The sequence below is a fragment of the Stenotrophomonas sp. Steno-C17 genome, assembly GCF_056393165.1.
In genome coordinates, this window is record NZ_JBWJPD010000016.1 from 1 (window position 1) to 26757 (window position 26757).

General features: G+C 68.9%; 19 protein-coding genes. 13 read left to right on the forward strand and 6 right to left on the reverse strand.

Features of this window, described 5'->3' with window-relative positions; all coding sequences use genetic code 11:
• Window positions 1-124 precede the first annotated feature (124 nt).
• Window positions 125-1030, reverse strand: coding sequence for an AEC family transporter (locus AC06FA_RS14450; protein ID WP_478068912.1), 906 nt, complete (start codon window positions 1028-1030; stop codon window positions 125-127).
• 50 nt (window positions 1031-1080) lie between these two features.
• Window positions 1081-1716 (reverse strand): tetratricopeptide repeat protein, encoded by a 636-nt coding sequence (locus AC06FA_RS14455; RefSeq protein WP_478068913.1) that lies wholly within the window; start codon window positions 1714-1716, stop codon window positions 1081-1083.
• Between the two features lie 165 nt (window positions 1717-1881).
• Between AC06FA_RS14455 and AC06FA_RS14460 the strand changes: the two genes are divergently transcribed.
• Window positions 1882-5568, forward strand: coding sequence for an indolepyruvate ferredoxin oxidoreductase family protein (locus AC06FA_RS14460; protein WP_478068914.1), 3687 nt, complete (start codon window positions 1882-1884; stop codon window positions 5566-5568).
• 48 nt (window positions 5569-5616) lie between these two features.
• Here AC06FA_RS14460 and AC06FA_RS14465 read toward each other — a convergent pair whose 3' ends face one another.
• The gene (locus tag AC06FA_RS14465) at window positions 5617-6231 is read right to left on the reverse strand and encodes a DUF938 domain-containing protein (RefSeq protein WP_478068915.1); all 615 of its coding nucleotides are present in this window, start codon (window positions 6229-6231) and stop codon (window positions 5617-5619) included.
• A gap of 658 nt (window positions 6232-6889) precedes the next feature.
• Between AC06FA_RS14465 and AC06FA_RS14470 the strand changes: the two genes are divergently transcribed.
• Genes AC06FA_RS14470 through AC06FA_RS14510 form a run of 9 tightly spaced genes read left to right on the forward strand, consistent with a single transcriptional unit; the run spans window position 6890 to window position 19236 of the window.
• Window positions 6890-8521: a TldD/PmbA family protein gene (locus tag AC06FA_RS14470; RefSeq protein ID WP_478068916.1), complete on the forward strand. Its 1632-nt coding sequence runs from the start codon at window positions 6890-6892 to the stop codon at window positions 8519-8521.
• A gap of 31 nt (window positions 8522-8552) precedes the next feature.
• The gene (locus tag AC06FA_RS14475; protein ID WP_478068917.1) at window positions 8553-10187 is read left to right on the forward strand and encodes a TldD/PmbA family protein; all 1635 of its coding nucleotides are present in this window, start codon (window positions 8553-8555) and stop codon (window positions 10185-10187) included.
• A 21-nt stretch (window positions 10188-10208) separates the two neighbouring features.
• Window positions 10209-11543, forward strand: coding sequence for a TldD/PmbA family protein (locus AC06FA_RS14480; protein WP_478068918.1), 1335 nt, complete (start codon window positions 10209-10211; stop codon window positions 11541-11543).
• Window positions 11543-12250 (forward strand): DUF4159 domain-containing protein, encoded by a 708-nt coding sequence (locus AC06FA_RS14485; protein WP_108760858.1) that lies wholly within the window; start codon window positions 11543-11545, stop codon window positions 12248-12250. Before AC06FA_RS14480 ends, AC06FA_RS14485 begins: the two co-directional genes overlap by 1 nt.
• 16 nt (window positions 12251-12266) lie before the next feature.
• Window positions 12267-13250: an AAA family ATPase gene (locus AC06FA_RS14490; RefSeq protein ID WP_478068919.1), complete on the forward strand. Its 984-nt coding sequence runs from the start codon at window positions 12267-12269 to the stop codon at window positions 13248-13250.
• Window positions 13251-13257: 7 nt separating this feature from the next.
• Window positions 13258-14154 (forward strand): DUF58 domain-containing protein, encoded by an 897-nt coding sequence (locus AC06FA_RS14495; protein ID WP_478068920.1) that lies wholly within the window; start codon window positions 13258-13260, stop codon window positions 14152-14154.
• On the forward strand, window positions 14151-15272 hold the full coding sequence (locus tag AC06FA_RS14500) for a BatA domain-containing protein (RefSeq protein ID WP_478068921.1): 1122 nt from the start codon (window positions 14151-14153) through the stop codon (window positions 15270-15272). The genes AC06FA_RS14495 and AC06FA_RS14500 overlap by 4 nt, the downstream gene beginning before the upstream one ends.
• A complete protein-coding gene (locus AC06FA_RS14505; protein WP_478068922.1) occupies window positions 15269-17437 on the forward strand; it encodes a hypothetical protein in 2169 nt (722 codons plus the stop codon). Before AC06FA_RS14500 ends, AC06FA_RS14505 begins: the two co-directional genes overlap by 4 nt.
• On the forward strand, window positions 17434-19236 hold the full coding sequence (locus AC06FA_RS14510) for a hypothetical protein (protein ID WP_478068923.1): 1803 nt from the start codon (window positions 17434-17436) through the stop codon (window positions 19234-19236). Before AC06FA_RS14505 ends, AC06FA_RS14510 begins: the two co-directional genes overlap by 4 nt.
• Before the next feature lie 235 nt (window positions 19237-19471).
• Here AC06FA_RS14510 and AC06FA_RS14515 read toward each other — a convergent pair whose 3' ends face one another.
• Window positions 19472-20146: a hypothetical protein gene (locus AC06FA_RS14515; RefSeq protein WP_478068924.1), complete on the reverse strand. Its 675-nt coding sequence runs from the start codon at window positions 20144-20146 to the stop codon at window positions 19472-19474.
• Window positions 20147-20186: 40 nt separating this feature from the next.
• On the reverse strand, window positions 20187-20669 hold the full coding sequence (locus AC06FA_RS14520; protein ID WP_478068925.1) for a hypothetical protein: 483 nt from the start codon (window positions 20667-20669) through the stop codon (window positions 20187-20189).
• Between the two features lie 190 nt (window positions 20670-20859).
• Between AC06FA_RS14520 and AC06FA_RS14525 the strand changes: the two genes are divergently transcribed.
• The 3 genes from AC06FA_RS14525 (at window position 20860) to AC06FA_RS14535 (ending at window position 24777) form a co-directional block, all read left to right on the forward strand.
• Window positions 20860-23349: a DEAD/DEAH box helicase gene (locus AC06FA_RS14525; protein ID WP_478068926.1), complete on the forward strand. Its 2490-nt coding sequence runs from the start codon at window positions 20860-20862 to the stop codon at window positions 23347-23349.
• Entirely contained in the window at window positions 23346-24368 is a 1023-nt protein-coding gene (locus AC06FA_RS14530) for a ribonuclease H-like domain-containing protein (RefSeq protein WP_478068927.1), read from the forward strand. The genes AC06FA_RS14525 and AC06FA_RS14530 overlap by 4 nt, the downstream gene beginning before the upstream one ends.
• Before the next feature lie 85 nt (window positions 24369-24453).
• Window positions 24454-24777 (forward strand): I78 family peptidase inhibitor, encoded by a 324-nt coding sequence (locus AC06FA_RS14535; protein WP_478068928.1) that lies wholly within the window; start codon window positions 24454-24456, stop codon window positions 24775-24777.
• A gap of 71 nt (window positions 24778-24848) precedes the next feature.
• Here the strand turns inward: AC06FA_RS14535 and AC06FA_RS14540 are convergent, their stop codons facing one another.
• Window positions 24849-26756 carry a M56 family metallopeptidase gene (locus AC06FA_RS14540; protein ID WP_478068929.1) on the reverse strand — a complete coding sequence of 636 codons (1908 nt, stop codon included), beginning with the start codon at window positions 26754-26756 and terminating at the stop codon, window positions 24849-24851.
• Window position 26757 lies beyond the last annotated feature (1 nt).

Here is a 26757-nt window from a genome sequence, read left to right on the forward strand (position 1 = left end):
ACGGCGTGTCCCGCCTACCCACACCGCCCCGCCATCCCACGGAATGCCGGCTGTTGACGTTGCTTCAGTCGAGCATGGCTCGACTCTACCGCGGGTGCAGGGCTGCAAGCCCTGCCGCACCCCCTCACCCCAGTACCCACATCCAGGCCGGCAGGGTGAGCAGCGACAGCACGATGCCGTACCCCACCAGCGCGGCCGCCAGTCGCGGTGCCAGGCGGTGCGAGATCGCCAGCGCCGCGGCCGTGATCATCGTCGGCATCGCCGATTCCAGTACGTTGGCCTGCAGCATCAGGCCCTGCATGCCCAGCAGCCACGACAGCGGCAGCGCCAGCGCCGGCAGCACCAGCAGCTTCAGCAGCAGGCCCACCGCCAGCGGCTTCAGCTCTTCGCGGCGCAGGCGCAGCTGGATCGACAGGCCCACCGCCAGCATCACCAGCGGCAGCATGGCATCGGCCAACTGTTTCAGTGCCGTGCCGATCCAGGCCGGCGGCTGCGCCGGCATCAGCAACACCGCAAACAACAAGGCCCACAACGGCGGGAAGCGCGCGATCCGCGCCAGGACCTGCCGCGCGGTAGGTGGGCGGTCGCCGCTGTAGCGGGCCAGCACCAGCAGGCCGAACGTGGACAGCAGCAGGAAGGTACCGAACTGGTCGTACACCACGGCATACGGCAGCGCCGCATCGCCCAGCAGGGCACGCACCATCGGATAGCCGATGAAACTGGAGTTGGCCAGCGCCACGCAGATCAGCAGCACGGCGTGCACATCGCGGGCGAAGCCGAACACCCGCGTGGCCAGACTGACCAATGCCCAGGTGGCCAGCATCAACAGCCAGGGCGTGGCCATCAGCCCCAGCAGGCTGGCATCCAGATGCAGGCGCGGCACATAGGTCAGCACGGCGGCCGGCAGGCAGACGTACAGCACCACCTTGTTCAGCGTTTCCGGTGCGCTTTCCGGCAAGGCGCGCAGGCGTGCAAACAGCATGCCCAGGCCCAGCATGGCCAGGATCAGCGCGAATGCATCAAAGGCCATCAGCGTGCTGCGCCAGGGCGCGGGCCTGCCGGGTCAGCCATGCCAGCCGATCAGGGCCAGGCCGGCGGCGCGGCGGCCCATGCCTGCTGCACTTCGGCCAGGCTGCTGCGCTCGTCGTCACGCCAGCCCGGCAGCAGTTCGCTGAAGCGGCTGCTGTCGCTCCACTGCGTCGGCTCGGTGCGTACTGCGGCGGCATACCACTTCACCGCCTCCTGCTGCTGGCCGGCACGCCACAGCGCCAAGGCGAAGGTGGGCGGCACCCAGCTCGGATTGGTGCGCAGGTTGCTGGTGGCCGCCATCCACTGTTCCAGCGCGCCCAGCGGCTGCCCCTGGCGCATCAGGTCCCAACCGTAGTTCCAGCGCACCCCGCGACCGGCAACGCTCTGGGTAGTGGTTTCGGCCAACGCCTCGCGGTAGAGCTGGTCGCCCAGCTCGGTGCGGCCCAGGCCGATGGCCACCGAAGCGAGCTGCACGCTGGCCTCCAGCGCCTTGCGACCGCGCTCGCGCTGCTTCATCAGCTGCGGCACCAGATCTTCACCGCCCCCCTGCACCACCACCATCGGCGCGGCGGCGGCGTCACTGTCGAAATAGAACTCCTGCGGCACGGGCAGTGCCGGCGCGGCCCACGCGTTGGCCGCACCCAAGGCCAGCATCGCGCTGGCCAGGAATCTTGCTGAAACGGACATCAAACTTCCCCCTGGTTGAAACAACAACCCCCCACACCCCGATCCTAACCCCAGCACGGCCGCCGATGCGAGTGCCGGGCCACGACGCCCCCACTGTTACAATCCGCGCCTTTCCCGCCCTGCCCCGCGCAGGGCCGGTGCCAGCCGATCCTCACCGGGCCAGCCATGACCAGTACCGCGCAACTCACTTCGCCCTCTTCCGCCGACCTGATCGACCGTGACTACACGCTCGACCACAAGTACACCCGCAACGAGGGGCGGATCTACCTGAGTGGTGTGCAGGCGCTGGTACGGCTGCCGCTGATGCAGCGCCTGCGCGATGCCGCCGAGGGCATCGACAGTGCCGGCTTCGTCAGCGGCTACCGCGGCAGCCCGCTGGGCGGCTTCGATCTGGAGCTGTGGCGCGCGCGCAAGCATCTGGAAGCGGCCAAGGTGAAGTTCACCCCGGGCCTGAACGAGGATCTGGGCGCCACCATGGTCTGGGGCACGCAGCAGACCAACCTGTTCCCCGGCGCCAACGTGCAGGGTGTGTTCGGCATGTGGTACGGCAAGGGCCCGGGCGTGGACCGTTGCGGCGACGTGTTCAAGCACGCCAATGCGGCGGGCACCTCGCGCCATGGCGGCGTGCTGGCGCTGGCCGCCGATGACCACGCCTGCCGCAGCTCGACCCTGCCGCACGGCAGCGAAGACGAATTCGTCAGCGCGATGATGCCGGTGCTGAACCCGGCCGGCGTGCAGGACATCCTGGACATGGGCCTGCTGGGCTGGGCCATGAGCCGCTATACCGGCCGCTGGGTCGGCTTCAAGACCATTGCCGAGACGGTTGAATCGTCGGCCTCGGTGCAGGTCGATCCGCTGGCGCGGCGCATCGTGCTGCCCGAAGACTTCGACATGCCCAGCGGCGGCCTCAACATCCGCTGGCCGGACCCGCCGCTGGACCAGGAAATGCGCCTGCACCGTTATGCGGTGAAGGCCGCCCAAGCCTTCGCCCGCGCCAACGGCATCGACAAGGTGGTGATGGACGCGCCGCGCGCGCGGCTGGGCATCGTCACCACCGGCAAGAGCTATCTGGACGTACTGCAGGCGCTGGAATACCTGGGCCTGGACGAAGCGGCGTGCGCCGACATCGGCATCCGCGTGTACAAGGTCGGCATGACCTGGCCGCTGGAGCCGCAGGGCATCGCGCGCTTCGCGCAGGGCCTGGAAGACATCATCGTGGTGGAGGAGAAGCGTGCCTTCATCGAGCGGCAGATGAAGGAGCAGTTCTTCAACTGGCCGGCCAGCTGGGGCCAGCGTCCGTCCATCGTCGGCAAGTACGACGAAAGCGGTGAATGGATCCTGCCGTCCACCGGCGAACTGACCCCGGCCACCATCGCCGGCGTGATCGGCCGCCGCATCCAGAAGTTCTTCAACAACGAATCGATCGAGCAGCGCCTGCAGTGGATGCAGGAAAAGGAAGCCGAACTTGCGCTGCCGCGCGCCAGCTTCCCGCGCGTGCCGCACTACTGCTCGGGCTGCCCGCACAACACCTCCACCACCGTGCCGGAAGGCTCGCGTGCGCTGGCCGGCATCGGTTGCCACTACATGGTGACCTGGATGGACCGCAGCACCGACACCTTCACCCACATGGGCGGCGAAGGCGTGACCTGGGCCGGGCAGGCGCCGTTCACCGACACACCGCACGTGTTCCAGAACCTGGGCGACGGCACCTACTTCCACAGCGGCTCGCTGGCGATCCGCCAGGCGGTGGCCGCCGGGGTGAACATCACCTACAAGATCCTCTACAACGATGCAGTGGCGATGACCGGCGGCCAGCCGGTGGACGGCCCGCTGAGCGTGCCCGACATCGCAAGGCAGATGCGCGCCGAAGGCATCCACACCATCGTGGTGCTGTCGGACAACATCGGCAAGTGGACCGGCCAGCGCGAGCATTTCCCCAGCGACGTGGAGTTCCACGACCGCAGCGAGCTGGATGCCGTGCAGAGGCGCCTGCGTGAAGTGAAGGGTGTTTCGATCCTGATCTACGAACAGACCTGCGCCACTGAAAAGCGCCGCCGCCGCAAGCGCGGCAAGCTGGAAGACCCGCAGAAGCGTGTGCTGATCAACTCGCTGGTCTGCGAAGGCTGCGGTGACTGCGGCAAGAAGAGTTTCTGCGTGTCGGTGCTGCCGAAGGACACCGAGTTCGGGCGCAAGCGCGAGATCGACCAGTCCAACTGCAACAAGGACTATTCGTGCGTGAACGGCTTCTGCCCCAGCTTCGTCACCGTGCACGGTGGCCAGCCGCGCAAGGGCAGCAAGCGCGATGCTTCCACGCTGCTGGACAACCTGCCGGCGCCGACCGTGCGCGGCACGCTGGAACAGCCCTGGAACATCCTGATCACCGGCGTGGGCGGCACCGGCGTGGTGACGATCGGCGCGCTGCTGGGCATGGCCGGCCACCTGGAAGGCAAGGGCGCTTCGGTGCTGGACCAGACCGGCCTGGCGCAGAAGGGCGGCGCGGTGACCACCCATATCCGCATCGCACGCCGCCCCGATGACATCCATGCCGTGCGCATTGCCGCTGGCGAGGCCGACCTGGTGCTGGGCTGCGACATGGTGGTGGTGAATGACTACTGGGCACTGTCGAAGGTGCGCGCCGGTCGTTCGCAGGTAGTGCTGAACACCTACGAAGCGATGCCCGGTACCTTCACCACCCGCCCGGACATGCAGTTCCCGGCGGCCGACATCATTGCCGGCGTACGCGTGGCGCTGGGCGGCCGGGAGCCGCTGCTGCTCGACGCCACCCAGTTGGCCACCGCGTTGCTGGGCGATGCGATCGCCGCCAACCTGTTCATTCTTGGCTATGCCTGGCAGCAGGGCCTGGTGCCGCTGTCGTTCGACTCGCTGATGCGTGCCATCGAACTGAACGGCGCCGCCGTGGCCATGAACCAGCAGGCCTTCGCCTGGGGCCGCCTGGCCGCGGTCGACTCGCAGGCCGTGCAGCAGGCCGCCGGCCTGGTGCGCAACCGCCACACCGATACCGAAGCCACCCCGGGCCCGCTGCACCCACTGCCGCCGGGCGAGTGGGAAGGCAACGAGTGGGGCGCCACCGCCGCGCCGCGCAACACCGGCGACGAACGCGAACTGCGTGGCCTGCCCTCGCACGGTGGCGACGTCGCGTTCCTGCCGCTGGACGATGCACGCCTGTCGCGTTCGCTGGATGAAATGATCGAGCGCCGTGCCGCCTTCCTGGTCGACTATCAGGATGCCGCCTATGCCACGCGCTACCGCGATCTGGTGGCCCGCGTGCGGGCTGCCGAAGGCGAGCGCATCGGCGGTTCCACCGCGCTGACCGAGACCGTGGCCCGCTATCTGTTCAAGCTGATGGCGTACAAGGACGAGTACGAAGTGGCCCGCCTGTACACCAGCGGCGACTTCCAGCGCCGCCTGCAGCAGCAGTTCGAGGGTGACTACCAGCTGCGCTTCCACCTGGCGCCGCCGCTGTTTGCGAAGAAGGACGAACAGGGCCGCCTGCTGAAGAAGGAGTACGGCCCGTGGATGTTCAAGGCGTTCGGCCTGCTGGCGAAGTTGAAATTCCTGCGTGGCGGGCGCTTCGATGTGTTCGGCCGCACCGAAGAGCGCCGCATGGAACGCCAGCTGATTGCCGATTACGAGACGACGGTGCAGATGCTGCTGGACGGGCTGGAGGACGACCGCCTGTCGCTGGCGGTGGAGATTGCCAGCGTGCCCGAGCACATCCGCGGCTTCGGCCACGTCAAGGAAGCGCATTTCGCCCAGGCCAAGGCGCGGGAAGCGGCGCTGCTGGCACAGTGGCGCAACCCGAAGGCGCTGCATATTGTGCAGGTGGCGTAAGGCCACGGAACAGGGGCGTGCCGGCCAGCGGCCGGCACTACCGACGGTTCAGCCCAGCCGCCACAGCAGCAGCCGGTTGTTGGCCGGCATCGCCACATCGCGCAGGCGGGTGAAGCCGTTGTCCGTGGCCAGCGCCTGCACGGCCTCGCTATCGCGGATGCCGCTGCGCGGGTCACGCGCCTTCAGCCAGGCATCGAACTGCGCATTGCTGTCGCTGGTGTAGCGGCCGCCATAGTTGAAGGGGCCATACACGGCCAGCAGCGCGCCGTGGCGCAGCAGCGGAGGCAGAGCGGCGAACAGCGCCTGCACATGCTCCCAGCCCATGATGTGCAGCGTGTTGGCGCTGAATGCCGCATCGAAGGCGCTGCCTGCGGGCACCGCGAGACCCGGCGCAGGCGGCAGTTCCACCTGCAGCGCCAGCGGCGGCAACAGGTTCAGCAGGGCCGCCTCGGCACGCCATGCCTCGATGCCCGGCAGGTGGTCCGGGTGATCGCTGGGCTGCCAGCGCAGCCACGGCCAGCGTTCGGCGAAGAACGCCGCATGCTGGCCAGTACCGCTGCCGATTTCCAGCACGCGATGGCGGTCGCCCATCCACGGGTCGAGCGCAGCGGCGATGGGTTCGCGGTTGCGTTCGCAGGCTTCCGAATACGGCTTGCTCGACATCAGGGCGGGGTCCGGGCGGAGTCGGCCCATTGTGCACGAGGGGGGATTGTTGGGCAGGGCTTGCAGCCCTGCACCTGCAGAGGCAACGGCAACGGCCAAAGCAACAGCAAAAGCTCGTTTCCTGTGGGTTGGCGGGGTGGGTCCGGTTGAGGGGGACGCCGTAAACCCATCCATGGGGGCTTGGTCGCGGCATCCATGCCGCTCACACCCCCTCAACCGGACCCACCCCGCCTTCGACAGTTGACCGCGATCTGACCCCAGATTTATTTCGATATCTGACAGATGTGTCGACCAAGGTCGACACCTACCAACAGCCGCGCGGACAACCATCGCAGTTCCCACAGCCGCAGGAATCTGTCAGAGGTGGGGCGGTGTCGGATTGCGGGGTGTCCGCGGCATGGATGCCGCGGCCAAGCCTACACGGACGTACTTGCGGCGTCCCCGCAATCCGACACCGCCCCGCCATCCCACGGAATGCCCGCTCTGGCTTTGGCCGTTGCCGTTGCATTGAGCAGGTGCAGGGCTGCAAGCCCTGCCGAAACCCTCCCCACCCATGACTGCAGTCACTTGCCGCAATGCCCCGCGCTGGCGAAAGTCGGGGAGTGGACGTGATCGGTCTGGCCCGTTGCCAGCCGCACGGGAGTGAGAGAGAGACGCTGTGCAACGACGTGAGTTCCTGGCTTTTTCCGGTCTGGGCCTGGCGGGCCTGGTGCTGCCGCATTCGCGGCTGATCGCGGCCGAGCAGCTGCTGGCCCCGGTCGACACCGCCCAGCGCCGGCGCCTGGCCGAGGTGGCCCTGTCCACCGCGCGCAGCGCCAAGGCCAGCTACTGCGATGTGCGCATTGGCCGCTACCTCAACCAGTCGGTCATCACCCGCGAACACCAGGTCGGCAACGTGACCAACCGTGAGTCGTCCGGCGTGGGCGTGCGGGTCATCGTCAATGGTGCCTGGGGCTTCGCCGCCACCCACCAGCAGACCGAAGCCGCCGTCCGCGCTGCCGTCGAACAGGCGGCCGCCATCGCCCGCGCCAACGCGTCCATCCAGACCCGCCCCGTGCAACTGGCCCCGACCCCGGCCGTCGGCGAGGTGCGCTGGCAGACGCCAGTGCGCCGGAACGCCATGGAAGTGCCAATCCAGGACAAGGTCGAGCTGCTGCTGGCACTCAATGCCGCCGCGCTGAATGCCGGCGCCGACTACATCAATTCCACCCTGTTCCTGGTCAACGAGCAGAAGTACTTCGCCTCCAGCGACGGCTCGTTCATCGACCAGGACATCCACCGCATCTGGCTGCCCTTCACCGCCACCGCCATCGACAAGGCCAGCGGCAAGTTCCGCACCCGCGCCGGGCTGTCCTCGCCGATGGGCATGGGCTACGAATTCCTGGACGGCGATGCGCGCGGCAAGGTGCAGCTGCCCGGCGGCATCACCGCCTACCGCGACTCCTACGACCCGGTCGAGGACGCCATTGCCGCCGCCCGCCACGCGCGCGAGAAGCTGAAGGCGCCCTCGGTGAAGCCCGGCAAGTACGACCTGGTGCTGGACCCGTCCAACCTGTTCCTGACCATCCACGAGAACGTCGGCCACCCGCTGGAGCTGGACCGCGTGCTGGGCTACGAAGCCAACTACGCCGGCACCAGCTTCGCCACGCTGGACAAGCGCGATGCCGGCTTCCAATGGGGCAGCGACATCGTCACCTTCTTTGCCGACAAGACCCAGCCGGGCAGCCTCGGCGCGGTGGGCTACGACGACGAAGGGGTAAAGACCCAGCGCTGGGACCTGGTGCGCGATGGCGTGCTGGTCGATTACCAGGCCACGCGCGATGAGGCCCATATCCTGGGCCGCGATGCCTCCCATGGCTGCAGCTATGCCGATTCCTGGTCCAGCGTGCAGTTCCAGCGCATGGCCAATGTCTCGCTGGCGCCCGGCAAGACGCCGCTCAGCGTGGAGGACATGATCAAGGACGTGGAGAACGGCATCTGGATCCACGGCCGGGGCTCCTATTCCATCGACCAGCAACGCTACAACGCGCAGTTCGGTGGCCAGCTCTACTACCAGATCAAGAACGGAAAGATCACCGGCATGGTCGAGGACGCGGCCTACCAGATCCGCACGCCGGAGTTCTGGAATGCCTGCACGGCCATCTGCGATGAACGCGATTTCCGCCTGGGCGGGTCGTTCTTCGATGGCAAGGGGCAGCCTGGCCAGGTCTCGGCGGTCTCGCACGGATCGTCCACCACCCGCTTCAACGGCATCAACATCATCAACACCGCGCGCAGTCTCGGCGCCTGAGTCTTCCCATCCTTCGACGTGGAGAGCAGCCTTGCAAAGACGTGACTTCCTGGCCCTGACCGGGCTTACCGCGGGTGGCCTGATCGTGCCCTCCTTCTTCGGCAAGGCCATCGCCGCCGAACAGCTGCAGTCCAGCCTGGACCCGGCGTTGAAGAAGCGCCTGGCCGACGCCGCCCTGCAGGCCGCGCGCAGTGCCGGCGCCACCTACTGCGACGTGCGCATCGGCCGCTACCTGCGGCAGTTCGTGATCACCCGCGAAGACAAGGTGCAGAACGTGGTGAACACCGAGTCCACCGGTGTGGGCATCCGCGTGATCGTCAACGGCGCCTGGGGCTTTGCGGCCACCAATGCGCTGGGCACGGCCGATGTGGCCCGCGCCGCGCAGCAGGCCGCCGCCATTGCCAAGGCCAACGCCGGCGTGCAGACCGCGCCGGTACAGCTGGCGAAGGCACCGGGCGTGGGCGAGGTGAGATGGAAGACGCCCATCCGCAAGAACGCCATGGAAGTGCCGATCAAGGAGAAGGTCGACCTGCTGCTGGACGTCAATGCCGCAGCCCTGGGCGCCGGCGCCAGCTTCGTCAACTCGATGCTGTTCCTGGTGAACGAGCAGAAGTACTTCGCCTCCACCGATGGTTCCTACATCGACCAGGACGTACACCGCATCTGGGCGCCGATGACCATCACCGCCATCGACAAGGCCAGCGGCAAGTTCCGTACCCGCGAAGGGCTGTCCGCGCCGATGGGCCTGGGCTACGAGTACCTGGACGGTGCGGCCAGCGGCAAGGTGCTGACCCCCAATGGCGTGGTGAACTACGGTTCGTCCTACGACATGAAGGAAGACGCCATCGCCGCCGCCAAGCAGGCGCAGGAGAAGCTGAAGGCACCGTCGGTGAAGCCGGGCAAGTACGATCTGGTGCTCGACCCGTCGCATACCTGGCTGACCATCCACGAATCGATCGGCCACCCGCTGGAACTGGACCGCGTGCTCGGCTACGAAGCCAACTATGCCGGCACCAGCTTCGCCACCCTGGACAAGCGCGAGCAGCAGTTCCAGTACGGCAGCGAGCTGGTCAACATCTTCGCCGACAAGACCCAGCCGGGCAGCCTGGGCGCAGTGGCCTATGACGATGAAGGCGTGAAGTGCAAGCGCTGGGACCTGATCAGCAACGGCAAGCTGGTGGACTACCAGACCATCCGTGACCAGGCCCATATCCTGGGCAAGAGCGAATCGGATGGCTGCTGCTACGCCGATTCCTGGTCCAGCGTGCAGTTCCAGCGCATGGCCAACGTGTCGATGGCACCGGGCAAGACCCCGCTGAGCGTGTCGGACATGATCAAGGACGTGGAGAACGGCATCTACATCATCGGTGACGGTTCGTTCTCGATCGACCAGCAGCGCTACAACGCGCAATTCGGTGGCCAGTTGTTCTACGAGATCAAGAACGGGCAGATCACCCGCATGCTGGAAGACGTGGCGTACCAGATCCGCACGCCCGAGTTCTGGAATGCCTGCACCGCCGTGGCCGACGAGCGCGACTACCGCCTGGGCGGTTCGTTCTTCGACGGCAAGGGCCAGCCAGGCCAGGTTTCGGCGGTCTCGCACGGGTCGTCCACCGCGCGTTTCAACGGCATCAACGTCATCAACACCGCACGCAGCCTCGGCTGACCGGTCAGGAGCCCTTACACCATGAGTATCTTCACCGAAGCCCAGGCCAAGGCCATCCTCGACAAGGTCATCGCCCTGTCCGAGGCCGATGAGTGCAGCGCCGTACTGGTTGGTTCGCTCAACGGCAACATCCGTTTCGCGCTGAACAACGTGTCCACCAGCGGCATTGTCGACAACACCGAACTGGCCGTCACCGTGGCCTTCGGCAAGCGCGTGGGCACCGCTTCGATCAACGAGTTCGACGATGCCGCGCTGGAACGCGTGGTGCGCCGTGCCGAAGACCTGGCCCGCCTGGCCCCGGAAAACCCGGAATTCATGCCGGCCATCGGCAAGCAGAGCTACCGCCCGAGCCCGACCTTCAGCGAATCCACCGCGGCCATCGACCCGGCCTTCCGGGCCAAGGTCGCGGCCGATTCGATCGCCCCGTGCCGTGGCAACGGTCTGATCGCCGCTGGCTTCCTGGAAGATGGCCAGGGCTTCTATGCCACGGCCAACAGCAATGGCAACTTCGGCTACCAGCGCACCACCAGCTTCGACTACACCTGCACCGTGCGCACCGAGGACGGCCGCGGTTCGGGCTGGGTCGGCCGCAACCTGAAGGATGCCGCCGACTTCAAGGCCGAGCAGGACATCCGCATCGCCATGCGCAAGGCCACCGAATCGGCCGAGGCCAAGGCGCTGGAACCGGGCAAGTACACGGTCATCCTGGAACCGGCAGCGGCGGCCGGCCTGATCAGCTTCATGATGAACTTCTTCAGCGCCCGCTCGGCCGACGAAGGCCGCAGCTTCCTGTCGAAGAAGGGCGGTGGCAACAAGCTGGGCGAGCAGGTCTACGACCCGCGCGTGAACATGTACGCCGATCCGTGGCATCCGGAAGCGCCGGTGCTGCCGTGGGATGGCGAAGGCATGCCGCGCGAGCGCATGGCCATCATCGAGAACGGCAAGGTGGCCAACCTGGACTACTCGCGCTTCTGGGCGCAGAAGCAGGGCAAGACCGCCAAGGCCACGCCGGGCAACCTGCTGATGAGCGGCGGCGAGAAGAGTACCGCCGAGCTGGTGCGCGGCACCCAGAAGGGCATCCTGGTCACCCGCACCTGGTACATCCGCATGGTCGATCCGCAGACCGTGCTGCTGACCGGCCTGACCCGCGATGGCACCTTCTACATCGAGAACGGCCAGATCAAGCACCCGGTGAAGAATTTCCGCTTCAACGAATCGCCGGTGATCATGCTCAACAACATCGAAGAGCTGGGCAAGCCGGTGCGCGTGGCCGGTGATGAATCCAGCTTCGTGATGATGATCCCGCCGATGAAGCTGCGCGATTTCACCTTCACCTCGCTGTCCGACGCCGTCTGATGGATCGCCGGGCCTGCCTGCGCTGGTTGGCCGCTGCCGCTTCGGCGGCGGCGCTGCCGGCCTGGGCGCAGGCGGGCCCGCGCAGTTCGCGCTACGACTTCTGGTTCACCCGCCTGCAATACGACTCGGGCGATTGGGACGTGGATGCGCGCATGCCGTCCAACCTCATCACTTCGCTGATCGACTACACCTCGCTGCGCGTGGATCCCCAGGAACACGTGGTGGCCCTGGCCGATCCGCGCATGCTGGAAGCCCCCTTCTGCTACCTGGCCGGGCACACGCTGGTCGAGTTCAACGCCGCCGAGCGGCAGAACTTCGTGCGCTACGTGCGCAACGGCGGCTTCGTCTTCGTCGATGACTGCAACCATGACATCGACGGCCTGTTCGCCACCTCGTTCGAGGCGCAGATGGCACGCCTGTTCGGGCCGAAGGCACTGCAGAAGCTGCCCAACAGCCACGCCCTTTACCGCAGCTTCTTCCGCTTTCCCGAGGGCCCACCCGCCACCAGTTTCGAATTGAACGGCTGGGGCGACGACCTGGTGCACGACTACCTGAAGGGCATCGAGGTCGACGGCCGCCTGGGCGTGCTCTACAGCAACAAGGATTACGGCTGCGAATGGGACTACGACTGGCGCAACAAGCGTTTCCTGGCCGAAGACAACACCCGCTTCGGCGTCAACATCGTGATGTACGCATTGAACAACTGACAGGACCTGTACGCCCATGAGCTCCCCCGACCTCGATTCCCTGCTGCCGCGCCTGCACGATCTGCGCGCGGCGCTTGCACGCGCGGTCGTTGGCCAGAACACCGTGGTCGAGCAGCTTCTGATCGGCCTGCTGGCCGGCGGCCACTGCCTGCTGGAAGGTGCGCCGGGCCTGGGCAAGACCCTGCTGGTGCGCTCGCTGGGGCAGGCATTGGAGCTTCAGTTCCGGCGCGTGCAGTTCACCCCCGACCTGATGCCCAGCGACATCCTCGGCACTGAACTGCTGGAAGAAGACCACGGCACCGGCCATCGCCACTTCCGCTTCCAGCAGGGCCCGATCTTCACCAATCTTCTGCTGGCCGACGAACTCAACCGCACCCCGCCCAAGACCCAGGCCGCGCTGCTGGAAGCCATGCAGGAGCGCACGGTCAGCTACGCGGGCACCACCTATGCGCTGCCTGCACCCTTCTTCGTGCTGGCCACGCAGAACCCGATCGAGCAGGCCGGCACCTACCCGCTGCCGGAGGCGCAGCTGGACCGCTTCCTGCTGCACGTGCTGGTCGATTACCCCAGCGAGGACGAGGAACGGCAGATCCTGGAACAGACCACCGGTGGTGCCACCGAAGCGGTGCCGAAGGTGATGGATGCCGACGCGGTGATCGCGCTGCAGGCCGCGGTGCGCCAGGTGCATGTCAGCCCCGATGTGCTGGCCTGGATCACCCGCCTGGTGCGCGCCAGCCGGCCCGGCGACGGCGCACCGGCAGCGATCAACCAATGGGTGAAGTGGGGCGCCGGCCCACGTGCTGGGCAGTCGCTGGTGCTGGCGGCCAAGGCCCGGGCGCTGCTGCAGGGCCGCTTCGCCGCCACCCGCGAGGATGTGCAGGCACTGGCCGCGCCGGTCATGCGCCATCGCCTGCTGTTGTCCTTCGCCGCCGAGGCCGAGCAGAAGCGCGCCGACGATGTGGTGGCGGCGCTGCTGCAGGCCGTGCCGTTCCCCGGTTGATCCGCGCGTGAGCACTGCTGCGCCGCTGACCCTGCCACCGGACCTGCGTGCGCGCCTGCGCATGCTGCGCCTGCGGCCACGCCTGGCCAGCGGCGCAAGCGGCATCGGCCAGCATGCCAGCCGCAGCCGCGGTGCCGGCCTGGAGTTTGCCCAGTACCGCGCCTACGAGCCCGGCGACGAACTGCGCCAGATCGACTGGAAGCTGTACGCGCGCTCGGACCGCTTTTTCGTGCGCGAGTCCGAACGCGAGAGCCCGATCACCGTCTGGCTGCTGCTCGATGCCACGGCCTCGGCTGGCCAGGCCGACCGTGCAGCACCACAGCGCACGCGGCTGGACCATATGCGTGGTGTAGCGGCGTGCCTGGTTGAACTGGCGCTGCAGCAGGGCGACCGCTTCGGCTTGCTGGCGATCAATGGCGACGGCCTGCAGCTGGTGCCATCCGCGAGCGCTGCGCGCCAGCGCGACCGTGTGTATCTGCAATTGCAGGCGCTGCAGGCACGTGGCGGCTGGCCGCTGAGCGAGCGCCTGCGCCCGCTGTGGGAACGCGTGCGCCCCGGCGACCTGCTGCTGGCCATCGGCGATGGCTTCGACGAGGCCGGTATCGTGCTGCTGGAACAACTAGCCAGCGCGCGCCGTGAAGTGGCGCTGCTGCAGATCCTGACCGCCGACGAACGTGACTTCCCGTTCGACGCCGGCCATCGCTTCCGCGATCCCGAGACCGGCGACGAACTATTGGGTGATGGCACCGCCATCCGTGCCGACTACCTGCGGCGCTTTGCCGCTGCCCGCAGCGCCCTGCAGTCGCGCTTGCAGGCCAGCGGCATCGCCAGCGCGACCGGCTGGCTGGACCAGCCGCTGGACCAGCCGCTGCAGGTGCTGTTCGGACGCGGGGGCGGCGCATGAACCTGCTGTTCCCGCTGGGCCTGGCCGCACTCGCTGCCTGGTTGCTGCCGCTGCTGATCCATCTCGCCCGCCGTCATCCGTATACGCCACTGGATTTCGCCGCCCTGCGCTGGCTGCGCGCGCAGATCCGCCCACGCCAGCGCATCCGCTTCGATGACTGGCCGTTGCTGCTGGTACGTCTGCTGCTGCTGGCCGCCCTGGCCCTGCTGCTGGCACGGCCGGCGTTGACCGGCCCTGCTGCCGCCCCTGCAGCATGGACGGTGGTGGCCCCGGGCCTGGACGCTGCCGCGCTGCGGGGTACGGGGCAGGACCGCCACTGGCACTGGCTGGCGCCCGGCTTCCCTGCCATCGATCAAGCGCCGCCTGCCTCCAGCGCGTCCGTGCCCAGCCTGCTGCGCGAACTGGACGCACAGCTGCCGGCAGGTACCGCGTTGACCGTGCACGTACCCGATCCCCTACCCGGCCTGGATGGCGCGCGCCTGCAGTTGTCGCGTGAGGTGCAGTGGCGTCCACAGCCGGTGCCGGCCAGCCCGCTGCAACCTGCGCCGACACCGCCACGCCTGCGCGTAGACCGCGACGCATCGGCCACGGCCCAGCACTGGCTGGGCGCACTGCAGCGCGCGTGGGGCACGCAGGCACTGCCCGACGCGCTGGCAGCGGCTGCACTTCCCGAACGCGGCGAGATCGGCGTCTGGAGCCGCGACGCACCACTGCCGAGCCACTGGCAGGCGTGGCTGGGCGAAGGCGGCAGCGTGCTGACCGCGGGCAAACCTGGCGCGGCAGCAAGCGTTGTGCTGCACGCCGTCGACGGCACACCGCTGCTGTGGCAGCAGCGCGTCGGCCACGGCCGCCTGCTGTCGCTGCCCGGCGACTGGAATGCCGCCCGCAACGCCGCGCTGCGCGATCCGCAGCTGCCGCGCGCCCTGCTGCTGGCCCTGCAACCGCCACCGTCGCCGCAGCTGGCCGACGCGCGCAACCATGCGCCGCGACAGGCTGCCCTGCCAGCGGCCACCCCGCCGGTGCGCGAACCGACCACGTGGCTGTTGCTGGGCATCGTGCTGCTGTTCGCGCTGGAGCGCGGCATGGCCAGCCGCGCCCGACGCGGAGCAGCCGCATGAAGCTGCTGCAGCATGCTTGGCAGCGCGCACGACGGCGCCGCGCGCTCATCACCCTGCTGCTGGGCCTGCCGTGGCCGTTGGCCGCTACCGCGTTGGCCCTGCGCACGGCGGGCTTCGACGTCGCCTGCGTCGTGGGCACTCTCAGTCTGCTCGCCTGCGCGGCCTTTGCCACCGCGCGCGGCCGCCGGTTGGACCGGCAATGGCTGCAGCGCCAGCTGGATGGCAGCGGTAGCAGCGAAGACAGCGCCGATCTGCTGTTTGCCGATGTCACCACGCTCAATCCCCTGCAACAGCGCCAGCGCGCGCATGTGCTCGCCGCGCTGGAACGTGCGATGCCGGAACTGCGGCCGCGCTGGCCACGCAGGGCGTTGGCGGTGTGCTGGATCGCAGGCCTGGCCATGGCACTGCTGGCACTGGGCTGGCCGCGTCCGGGTCCGCCCCCGGATGCCGCCCCCGTGGCTGCGCCGTCGCAGGCCCCTGCGGCAGGCGCCCCGCGCCTGGTTTCCAGCAGACTGCGGATCGACGCACCGGCCTATACCGGCCAGGCCACGCTCACCCAGAACGCGCTGGACGCCAAGGTTGCTGCCGGCAGCCGCCTGTCGTGGTCGCTGCGCTTCGACCATGCGCCAAGCAAGGCCTGGTTGCAGTTCCACGATGGCCGCCAGCTGCCCTTGCGCGAACAGCAGGGCCACTGGCTGGCAGAGGATGTGGCACGCACCCCGGTCCTCTACCGGGTGATGACCGAACCGGCGTTGGCCGGAACCCGACTGCACCGCCTGGATGTGGTGGCCGACCGCGTGCCCAGCGTGCGTGTGCTGGAGCCCGCCACCAGCCTGGTGCTGGGCGCCGCCGGGCAGCGCCACTGGACGCTGCGCTTCGAGGCCAGCGATGACTACGGCGTTGCCGCGCAGGCAACATTGTCGATCACCCTCACCCAGGGCAGTGGCGAGAACATCACCTTCGTTCGCCGCAGCATCCCCCTCACCGGCAGCGGCGAGGCCATCGCGCGGCGCTTCGCCCACACCCTCGATCTGGCCGCACTGGGCGCGCAGCCGGGCAATGATGTGATCGCCCAGCTGGAAGTGCGCGACAACCACGCGCCCACCGCGCAGATCGGGCGCAGCAGCAGCGTGATCCTGCGCCTGCCGAGCACGGAGGTGGCGCTGACCGCCGAACTGGAAGGCCGCATCAAGAAGACCCTTCCTGCCTACTTCCGCAGCCAGCGGCAGATCATCATCGATGCCGAGGCCTTGATCCGGCAGCGGCGCAGCCTGGCCGCCGACGACCTGGTGAAGCGCAGCGACGCGATCGGTGTCGACCAGCGCATCCTGCGCCTGCGCTATGGCCAGTTCCTGGGCGAGGAAAGCGAAGGGGCGCCCAAACCGCCGCCGACCAGTGACCTGCCCACCAGCGATGCACCCACCGCAGCAGCGCACGACGACGATCACGACCACGACCATGGCGCGGCCGCCGACGCGCACGACGATCACGGGCATGACCACGGCGGCACCGCCGGCGGCACCGATGCGCCGCCGCTGTTCGGCAGCGCCACCGACGTGCTTTCCGAGTACGGCCACACCCACGACCACGCCGAGGCGGCCACCCTGCTCGACCCGCAGACCCGCGCCACGTTGAAGGCCGCGCTGGACCAGATGTGGTCGGCCGAAGGCGAGCTGCGCCAGGGCCGCCCGGAGCATGCGCTGCCGTTCGCCTACAAGGCACTGGCGTTCATCAAGCAGGTGCAGCAGGCCGAACGCATCTACCTGGCCCGCGTCGGCCCGGAGCTGCCGCCCATCGATGAGGGCCGCCGCCTCGGCGGTGACCGCGCCGGACTGGCCAGCCGCGGACTGCCGTTGGCCGCGCGCACACCGCCGGACCCGGCCATCGTCGAGGCCTGGCAACGCCTGGGGGATGACAGCGGCGCAACGGATCTGGATGCGCTGGCCGCCTGGCAGCAGCGCAACGCCGCCTTTCTGCCGGATGCACTGGACCTGGCCGCCGCGATCGAGCAGCTGCGCATCGAACCCGACTGCGGCGACTGCCGCCAACGCCTGCGCGCGCAGCTGTGGCGTGCGCTGCAGCGTCCGCTGCCACAGGTGATGCGGCGCCGTGCGGCCGACCCGATGGGCCAGCGCTACCTCGACGCGCTGGAGGCGCAGCCATGAATGCCAGCACCTTGAACCTGTGGCTGGCCGCTGCCCTGGCGCTCATCGTGATTGTCGCCAGCCTGCTGCAACTGCGCACACCCACCGTGCATCGCGGCCGTCGTGCGGTGCGGCTGGGGCTGCAGGCCATTGCCACGGTGTTGCTGTATTTCTGCCTGCTGCCCCCCAGCCAGCAGCAGCCCACCGGCGGGCTGGTGGTGCTCGGTGCCGGCGCGGACACCGCCGGTCCACTGCCGGCCGGCACGACCCTGCTGCTGCCGGAAGCCGCCGATGTCGCCGGCGCGCAGCGCGTGCCCGACCTGGCCACGGCACTGCGCCAGCACCCGGCCGCCACGCTCACCCTGGTGGGTGCCGGTCTGCAGGCACGCGATCGCGATGCGCTGCTGCCAGCGGACACGCGCTGGCAAGCAGGCCCCGCGCCGCGCGGCTGGATCGCGCTGTCCGCGCCCGCTGACGTCGCGCCGGGGGCGCGCTTCCAGGTGCAGGCGCGCGCGCGCGGCGTGGCACATGCCAAGGCAGAGCTGCTGGACCCGGCCGACAGCGTGGTGGACCGCATAGCGGTTGCCGACGATGGCCGCGCGCAGCTCAGTGGCATTGCCCGTGCCGAAGGCCGCAGCGTATTCCGCCTGCGCCTGCTGGATGCCGAAGGCCATGTGCTGGACAGCGTGCCGGTACCGCAGCAGACCTTGCCGGCGGCTCCGCTACGCCTGCTGGTGCGTGCCAGCGCCCCCGGACCGGAACTGAAGTATCTGCGGCGCTGGGCCACCGATGCGGGCCTGCGCGTGCAGGTGCAGGCCGATACCGGCGCCGGCCTCAGCGTGGGCGATGGCGCGGTGCCGCTCGATGCCGCCACGTTGGCGCGCAGCGACCTGCTGCTGCTGGACGAACGCAGCCTGGCGGCGTTGAGCGCAGGGCAGCTGGCCGCCGTGCGCCAGGCCCTGCGCGACGGCCTGGGTGTGCTGATACGTAGCGCTGCCGCGCCCTCGGCCAGCGCGCGGCAGCGCCTGCGCGATCTGGGCCTGCCGGTGCAGGGCGATGGCAGCAGCCATGCGCTGGAACTGCCGGGCGACGGTGACAGCGCGATCCTTGCCGCGCGCCGGGGTCCGCTGGCGGCGGGAACCCTGCCGACCGCCGACGGCGAAGCTGCGGACCGCAGCTCGCACGCTGCCGCGCTCCCCACACTGGAAGCCTTGACCCTGCAGTCGCCTGGCAGCACGGCGCTGCTGCAGGATCGGCAGGGGGCATCGATCGGGGGTTGGCACGGCATCGGCAAGGGCCGCATCGGCTTGCTGCCGCTCACCGACAGTTGGCGCTGGGTGCTGGCCGGGCGCGATGATCGCCATGGCGAACTGTGGAGCACGGTGTTGGCCACCGTGGCCCGCGCGCAGACCAGCGGCGATGCACTGTGGTCGCCGCAGCCGCAGGCCTGGCTGGGCGAGCGCGTTGCCCTGTGTGGCGTGCAGGCACCGCTGCAGGCGTTCGATACGAAGGACGCCGGTGTGCCGCTGGTGGTTGATCCCGCCACATCGTCAATGCGCTGCGCCGGCTGGTGGCCGCAGGCCGCCGGCTGGCAGCGGTTGCAGCACGGCGACGCTACGGTCTGGCGCTACGTGTTCGATGCCAAGGATGCATCGGCCCTGCACCAACAGGCCGTGATCGACGCCACCGTGCAGGCACTGGCAACCACCACGCCCCACCGCAGCCAGGCGATGCAAGCGGTACCCGGCTCGCGCTGGCCGTGGTGGTTGGCGTTCGTGCTGTGCGCATCGCTGCTGTGGTGGCTGGAACGCCGGCAATGAAGCCCACGGGGTCGGATCCCTTTCGCACGCGAAAGGGCTCTGACCCCCCTCCACGCATGGCGTGGATCTACTGCAGGGCAAGGCCGCATCGGCCACGGGGTCGGATCCCTTTCGCGCGCGAAAGGGCTCTGACCCCCCTCCACGCATGGCGTGGATCTACTGCAGGGCAAGGCCGCATCGGCCACGGGGTCGGATCCCTTTCGCGCGCGAAAGGGCTCTGACCCCCTCCATCACATCATCGCTTGCCCGCGCGCCGGTACACGCCGTTGAACCGCACGTTCATGCCACCGCACTCGCTGTTGTCCGACACCACCAACACATCGCCCAGCAGCTGCGCGTGCACCGTGCAGGTGTCCTCGACGAACTCCACCTGGCTTCCGCGCGGGGTGGCCGATGCGCTCACCGCGCCGATGTGCGGCCCACCCGGCCGTTCTTCCAGCGACGGATTGGCCGACGGCCAGTAGGCATCGCCTTCCACCTGCAGCTGGCCGCCACGCACACGGATCTGCAGGCCGTTGTCACTGTCCTTCCAGTCCCCCACCCAGCCTTGCAGGGTCGGCGTCACTTGCGGCAGGGGCTGCAGCTTGCTGCGCTCGACCCAGCCGGCACTGCCACCCACCTTGTTGGGGAAAAATGCGCAGCGGTAGGGGCCCAGATCGCGACCGGTCACCACCGTATCGCCGCTCACCACATAGCTGCGCTGGCGGCATGCAGGCTCGCCCTTGGCCGGGCAGCCGTCCATGTCACCCAGCAGGTACAGGCGCTGCGTGCCGACCACCTTGGCCACGGCGAAGTCCGACTGCTGGGAGGGAAAACCGCCGTTGCGGCATGAGCCGTCGTCGGCCAGATCGCTGGCCATCGCCAGCGACGGGCTGCACAGGGCAAGCAGGAACACGGAACGCAGCAGCATCCAGACAACCTCGCAGAAGAACGAGCGCGCAGGATAACGCCTAGTTTTGTGGCGGTGCGCCGCAGCCATCCTGCTGCTGGCAGAACTGCAACGCGCGGCGCTGCTGATCGGCACTCAGTTCCGGTGGCGGCCGTGCAATGGCCGATTGGATCTGGTCCGGGCCGCCGGTCAGCTTGTTCAGCCCGCGGCCCGCGGCCAGCACGCCCTTGACCACGCCCATCATGATGTAGCCCCCGCCCAGGCTGACCTGCTCCGGGGTAGGCGGTTCCTTCCAGTCGCGGCTGAAGCGGTTGTCGCCGAACCTCACCGGGTTCTTGAAGCGGTACAGGTCCAGCGGCTGGTCGTCTTCCGGCTTCAGCGCGCGCACCTCGCCCAGCGTGGTCACGCTGTCCGGCGCCGGTACCGGTTCTGTCTGCACGGTAGCGTCGCCCGGCGGCGCGGACGCCTGCTGAGCGTGGGTGGTGACGGCCAGCATCATGCCGGCCAGAAGTGCTCCCTGCAGTATCCGTCGTGCCACAGCCATTGCCCTGTGAGGTGTGTCCAGTCTTCGAGCATACGCAGGGCAGCTTCAGATTTCGTTGGCAACGCTGCCGGCGTTCAGCCGACGATGGCCCCCGCACTGAATGGTTTACTGCATCCCGGCCTGCGGTCTCACACCCTGAGACCCATCTGTGGTGCCATGTCACCCCTCGCAAACCGTCCCCCTGCTCCCCATGGCCTACGAACTCGCCAAGCGCACCGCCGATGCCGAGCAGAAGCTCGCCACCCGCGACGGCCTGCCCGCGCGCGATGGCGCGCTGCTCAGCGCGCGCCTGCAGCGTCGCTACCACGACCGCATCACCGGCAGCTTCGCCATTCCCGGCCGCGAGGGCCGCTACGCACCCATTCCCGATGCAGTGCCGCCGGCCCTGGCCGCTGCACTGAAGGCGCGTGGCATCGAGCAGCTGTACAGCCACCAGGCGCAGGCCTGGGAGGCCAGCCAGCGCGGCGAGCACGTGGCCATCGTCACCCCCACCGCCAGCGGCAAGTCGCTGTGCTACACCCTGCCGGTGGTCAGCGCGGCGATGCAGGACAAGGCCAAGGCGCTGTACCTGTTCCCGACCAAGGCGCTGGCCCAGGACCAGGTGGCCGAACTGCTGGAACTCAACCGCGCCGGCGATCTGGGCGTGAAGGCCTTCACCTTCGATGGCGATACCCCCGGCGATGCGCGCCAGGCGATCCGCCTGCATGGCGACATCGTGGTGTCCAACCCGGACATGCTGCACCAGGCCATCCTGCCGCACCACACCAAGTGGGCGCAGTTCTTCGAGAACCTGCGCTACATCGTCATCGACGAAGTGCATACCTACCGCGGTGTGTTCGGCAGCCATGTCACCAACGTGCTGCGCCGGCTCAAGCGCATCTGCGCGTTCTATGGCGTGCAACCGCAGTTCATCCTGTGCTCGGCCACCATCGGCAACCCGCAGGCGCACGCCGAAGCGCTGATCGAGGCGCCGGTCACCGCCATCACCGAATCCGGCGCGCCCAGCGGGCCCAAGCAGGTGCTGCTGTGGAACCCGCCGGTGATCAACCCGGACCTGGGCCTGCGTGCGTCGGCACGTTCGCAGAGCAACCGCATCGCCCGCATCGCGATCAAATCCGGGCTGAAGACCCTGGTGTTCGCGCAGACCCGGCTGATGGTGGAAGTGCTGACCAAGTACCTGAAGGACATCTTCGACCACGACCCGCGCAAGCCGCCGCGCATCCGCGCCTACCGCGGTGGCTACCTGCCCACCGAACGCCGCGAGACCGAACGGGCCATGCGTGCCGGCAACATCGACGGCATCGTCAGCACCTCGGCGCTGGAACTGGGCGTGGATATCGGCAGCCTGGACGTGGTGATCCTCAACGGCTACCCCGGCAGCGTGGCCGCCACCTGGCAGCGCTTCGGCCGCGCCGGGCGCCGCCAGCAGCCCGCGCTGGGGGTGATGGTGGCCAGCTCGCAGCCGCTGGACCAGTACGTGGTGCGCCATCCGGATTTCTTCGCCGAAGCCTCGCCCGAGCACGCGCGCATCGCGCCGGACCAGCCGCTGGTCCTGTTCGACCACATCCGCTGTGCCGCCTTCGAACTGCCGTTCCGGGTCGGCGATGGCTTCGGCCCGATCGACCCGGAAGTATTCCTGGAAGCGCTGGCCGAAACCGAGGTGATCCATCGCGAAGGCGAGCGCTGGGAATGGATCGCCGACAGCTATCCGGCCAACGCGGTCAGCCTGCGCGCGGTGGCCGATGGCAACTTCGTGGTGGTCGACCGCAGTGATGGCCGCCAGCAGATCATTGCCGAAGTGGATTACTCCGCCGCCGCGCTCACCCTGTACGAAGGCGCCATCCACATGGTGCAGTCCACTCCGTACCAGGTGGAAACACTGGACTGGGAGGGCCGCAAGGCCTACGTCACCCGCACCCACGTGGACTACTACACCGACAGCATCGACTTCACCAAGCTCAAGGTGCTGGACCGCTTCGACGGTGGCGTGGCCGGTCGTGGCGATTCGCACCATGGCGAAGTGCACGTGGTGCGCCGCGTGGCCGGCTACAAGAAGATCCGCTATTACACCCACGAAAACATCGGCTACGGGCCGGTGAACCTGCCCGACCAGGAACTGCACACCACCGCGGTGTGGTGGCAGCTGCCGCAGGCGCTGCTGCTGCGCGCGTTCGCCAGCAAGCAGGATGCGCTGGATGGGTTCCTCGGCGCGGCCTATGCACTGCACATCGTCGCCACCGTGGCGGTGATGGCCGACGCGCGTGATCTGCAGAAATCAGTCGGCAACGGCGATGGTGCGTGGTTCGCGATTGCCGACCAGAGCGGCCGTGGCCAGCTGCGCGGCAGCAATGGCGACCCCGGCGTGGTGGAACTGCTGCAGGAGTTCGTGCCCACCGTATACCTGTACGACAATTTCCCCGGCGGCGTCGGCCTCAGCGAGCCGCTGTGGCAGCGCCAGGCCGAGCTGGTGCAGCGCGCGCGCGAACTGGTGCAGCGCTGCGACTGCAAGGCCGGCTGCCCGGCCTGCGTGGGCCCGGTGCTGGCCGCGCAGGAAGAAGATGAGACATCACCGCGTGCGCTGGCATTGCGCGTGCTGGATCTGTTCGATGCCGACGCCTGCCAGCACGTGCCGGATGCAGTGGTGACCACGCGCGACCCGATGGAACTGCTGGCGCCGTGAGCCTGAGCCTGGACAAACTGCGCCTGCTGCGCAAACAGGCCGGTGACCCGAAGGCGAGCGCGCCGGCCGTGGCGGAAACACCGCCCGCCGCGCCGGCCCCGATCGCCGCCAACGATGCACGGCAGCCGCCCGCCGAACGCTCGGTGTTCGCCTGGGTGGAACAGGAAATCCGCCACAAGCCGACCGGTGCGGCCGCACCCGTTGCTGCCGCGGCACCGCTGCGGCGGCCCGACGTCGGCAGCCTGCACCGCCTGCTGGGCCTGCGCACCCGCGGCGGTCCCGCACCGGCACGCGCCAGCGCGCAGGATCGGCAACTGCCCGGCGAGGAAATCGCGCCGGGCCTGTTCCTGATCGAATCGCTGCAGCCACAGCCGATTCCGGCGCAGCCGCTGTCCTTGGACTTCGCCCGCCGCGATGGCCAGTACGTGGCCGCACGCGACCTGCTGTTCTTCGATACCGAAACCACCGGTCTGGCCGGCGGCACCGGCACCCGCGCCTTCATGATCGGCGCCGCCGACTGGCATGCCTGCCCGCAGCGCGGCGAAGGACTGCGCATCCGCCAGCTGCTGATGTCCACGATGGCCGCCGAAGAAGCCATGCTGGCCACCTTTGCCGGCTGGCTGCAGCCGTCCACGGTGTTCTGCAGCTACAACGGCCGCAGCTACGACGCACCGCTGCTGAAGGCCCGCTACCGCCTGGCCCGGCAGCGCGATCCGATCAGCGCGCTGGACCATGTGGACCTGCTCTACCCCACCCGCCGCCGTTACCGGGGCACCTGGGACAACTGCAAGCTGTCCACCATCGAACGCCAACTGCTGCACGTAGTACGCGAGGACGACCTGCCAGGCTCGGAAGCACCGGGTGCGTGGCTGCGCTACCTGCGCGGCGGCGACGCGCTGAACCTGCGCCGGGTGGCCGAGCACAACCACCAGGACGTGGTGACCCTGGCCCTGTTGCTGCAGCGGCTGGTGCGCGAGGAACAGCGCGAGCGCGAAACCCTGGCGCTGGTCGGGCAGTAGCGCGGCACGGATTCAGGCCGCGTTGACACCGCTGACACGCGCAGCGGCGACACTGCCGGTTATTCCATCCTGCGGAGTCGTGCCCATGCGTTCTTCTTCCCTGTTGCTGCTGGCCGCCATCCTGCCGTTGGCTGCCTGCAGCCATGCCGGCGGCAACAGCACCGCCGATACCGGCAGCCTGCCGGCCAAGGTCTCCGATGGCCCGCAGGAGTGCCGTCCCGAGGCGCTGGAAGCGTTCACCGGCAAGACCGCCGACGAGGCCACCATCAAGAAGCTGGTGGCCGACAGCGGCGCGCGCAACGCGCGGGTGGTGAAGCCGGGCATGGCCGTCACCATGGACTTCCGCCAGGACCGGGTCACCGTGCAGGTGGATGCGCAGAACAGGATCGAGCGCGCCAGCTGCGGTTGATGTGATCGCGCCGTAACCACGGACGCGATCGATCCGGTAGCGCCGGGCCATGCCCGGCGAGCGAAGCGGTCTTACAGCTGCTGGGCCTTGCCGCTGGCCATGGCGCGGGCGATCACCTGCTTCACCTGCGCCGACGCCTGCGCTTGCAACTTGGCCTGGCGTTCGCCCAGTTCCGCCTGCTGGCTGCCCAGCGCGGACTGGCGCAGGCCCAGCTGGGCCTGCTGATCGGCCAGCTCGCTGATATCGCGGCTGTGCGTGTCCTGCAGGTCCTGCATTGCACGACGTACTTCGGCGTCGGCCGCGCGGGCAATCGCGGCATCGTCGGTCACACCGCGCGTAGCCCGTGCCGCCTCGGCCGCAGCGTCACGGTTGATGTCGGTGGCGCGCACGGCCTTGCTGGCCGCCTGCGTCGCCACGCGGGCGATTTCCCGTGCATGCACCGCCTGCTTGCGGCCCAGTTCGCCCTGCTGGCGCCCCAGTGCGCCCTGCTCGCGGCCAAGCTCGCCCTGCTGCCGGCCCACTTCGGCCGATTGCGCGTAGACACGCTGCAGCGGCTGGATCAGCGCCGGGTCACGCACGGCGTAGCGCTTGTTGCCCTCGCGGAACCACAGCACCGGCCCCTCGCGGCCGACATCGCGGCGGGCCTGCTTGATGTCGTCGATGGTGGCGCTGGCGTAGCTGCGGCCGTGGTCGATCAACACGTGGCCACGCTCCATGTCATTGCCCAGATGCAGCTGGCCCACCGTAGTGAAGCTGTCGTCATCGTCTTCATCGACCGGCGGGGCCGGCGGTGCAGGCGGCGCGGCGGGAGCGGCCGGCGGTGCCGGCACGGCGGGCACGGCGGGCAGCGCACGCGCCGGGGCGGCAGGCGCCTTCGGTGCAGCGGGCGCCACCACCGCCGTCGGCGGCGACGGCGGGGCGGGCGGTGCCGGCGGCACCGGCGCGGCCACCAGCTGCATCGGTGCCACGCTCAGCGCCAAGACCAGAGTGGTCAGCGCCGCCGCCAGCACGCGCGGGCAGGAGCGGCGCGGCTGCAGCGAAAGCAGGCGGCGCTTCAGGCTGGTGGTGCTGGGTGCAGCGCTGGCCACGCCCAGATGCGGTGCCGGTGCCACGCCCAGCTGCAGCAACAGGCGGCCATAGGCGTGGCGGCTGGCACCGTGCTGACCGACCACCGCCGCATCCACCGCTTCCTCGCGGGCCTGCGCATATTCACGCACGGCCATGCGCAGCAGCGGATGGAAGAAGAACAGGTGCTGGGCCAGCGCCGGCAGCAACCCCCACTGCAGGTCACGGCGCTGCAGGTGCTGCAGTTCGTGGGTCAGCGCCAGGTCCAGCGCGTCGCCCTGCAGCGCATTGGCACCGGCGGGCAGCAGCAGCACCGGGCGCAGCGGCCCGACCAGCTGCGGTGCGTCCACCTGCGCACTCATCCACAGGCGCGGCGCCCGGCGCAGGCCATGTGCATCGGCCGCCAGTTGCAGTGCCTGCACCAGGGCAGCGTCTTCGCAGGGGTGCGAGGCGGCCAGCAGCGCGCGGCACTGCCGCCATTCGCCGAAGGTGCGCCACGCCATCAGCAACACGCCCGACAACCACAGCGCAGCCAGCGCCAGTGCCCACACGGCCAGCGGCGATGCGCCCGTACCGATGGACGCGGCGATGTCGTGGGTCTGGTCGATCGGCGCGTCGGCCAGCAGCTGCGCCGACGCTTCGGGCGCAAGCGGGTAGATCGCATCGGCGGCCAGATCGGTGGTGGTCATCGCCACCTCGGCCGGAGCCGGCAGCCAGGCCAGCTGCAGCGGTTGGCTCCAGGCCAGGCCGAACACGGCCTGCAGCGACACCAGCCACCACAGGCGGCAGCGCGTGGCCGCCGACAGCGTTGGCAGCCGCTTGCACACCAGATACACCAGCCCCACCAGCAGGGCGGTCTTCAGGCTGGTCCAGCCCAGCCGTTCCAGCAACGCGATCAGCATCGTGGTATCCATG

What these genes read in the sequence shown, in the direction of transcription:
- AC06FA_RS14450 (WP_478068912.1), bottom strand. Translation starts at nt 1,030, where the DNA reads ATGGCCTTTGATGCATTCGCGCTGATCCTGGCCATGCTGGGCCTGGGC.
- AC06FA_RS14455 (WP_478068913.1), bottom strand. Translation starts at nt 1,716, where the DNA reads ATGTCCGTTTCAGCAAGATTCCTGGCCAGCGCGATGCTGGCCTTGGGT.
- AC06FA_RS14460 (WP_478068914.1), top strand. Translation starts at nt 1,882, where the DNA reads ATGACCAGTACCGCGCAACTCACTTCGCCCTCTTCCGCCGACCTGATC.
- AC06FA_RS14465 (WP_478068915.1), bottom strand. Translation starts at nt 6,231, where the DNA reads ATGTCGAGCAAGCCGTATTCGGAAGCCTGCGAACGCAACCGCGAACCC.
- AC06FA_RS14480 (WP_478068918.1), top strand. Translation starts at nt 10,209, where the DNA reads ATGAGTATCTTCACCGAAGCCCAGGCCAAGGCCATCCTCGACAAGGTC.
- AC06FA_RS14485 (WP_108760858.1), top strand. Translation starts at nt 11,543, where the DNA reads ATGGATCGCCGGGCCTGCCTGCGCTGGTTGGCCGCTGCCGCTTCGGCG.
- AC06FA_RS14490 (WP_478068919.1), top strand. Translation starts at nt 12,267, where the DNA reads ATGAGCTCCCCCGACCTCGATTCCCTGCTGCCGCGCCTGCACGATCTG.
- AC06FA_RS14500 (WP_478068921.1), top strand. Translation starts at nt 14,151, where the DNA reads ATGAACCTGCTGTTCCCGCTGGGCCTGGCCGCACTCGCTGCCTGGTTG.
- AC06FA_RS14505 (WP_478068922.1), top strand. Translation starts at nt 15,269, where the DNA reads ATGAAGCTGCTGCAGCATGCTTGGCAGCGCGCACGACGGCGCCGCGCG.
- AC06FA_RS14510 (WP_478068923.1), top strand. Translation starts at nt 17,434, where the DNA reads ATGAATGCCAGCACCTTGAACCTGTGGCTGGCCGCTGCCCTGGCGCTC.
- AC06FA_RS14515 (WP_478068924.1), bottom strand. Translation starts at nt 20,146, where the DNA reads ATGCTGCTGCGTTCCGTGTTCCTGCTTGCCCTGTGCAGCCCGTCGCTG.
- AC06FA_RS14520 (WP_478068925.1), bottom strand. Translation starts at nt 20,669, where the DNA reads ATGGCTGTGGCACGACGGATACTGCAGGGAGCACTTCTGGCCGGCATG.
- AC06FA_RS14525 (WP_478068926.1), top strand. Translation starts at nt 20,860, where the DNA reads ATGGCCTACGAACTCGCCAAGCGCACCGCCGATGCCGAGCAGAAGCTC.
- AC06FA_RS14535 (WP_478068928.1), top strand. Translation starts at nt 24,454, where the DNA reads ATGCGTTCTTCTTCCCTGTTGCTGCTGGCCGCCATCCTGCCGTTGGCT.
- AC06FA_RS14540 (WP_478068929.1), bottom strand. Translation starts at nt 26,756, where the DNA reads ATGGATACCACGATGCTGATCGCGTTGCTGGAACGGCTGGGCTGGACC.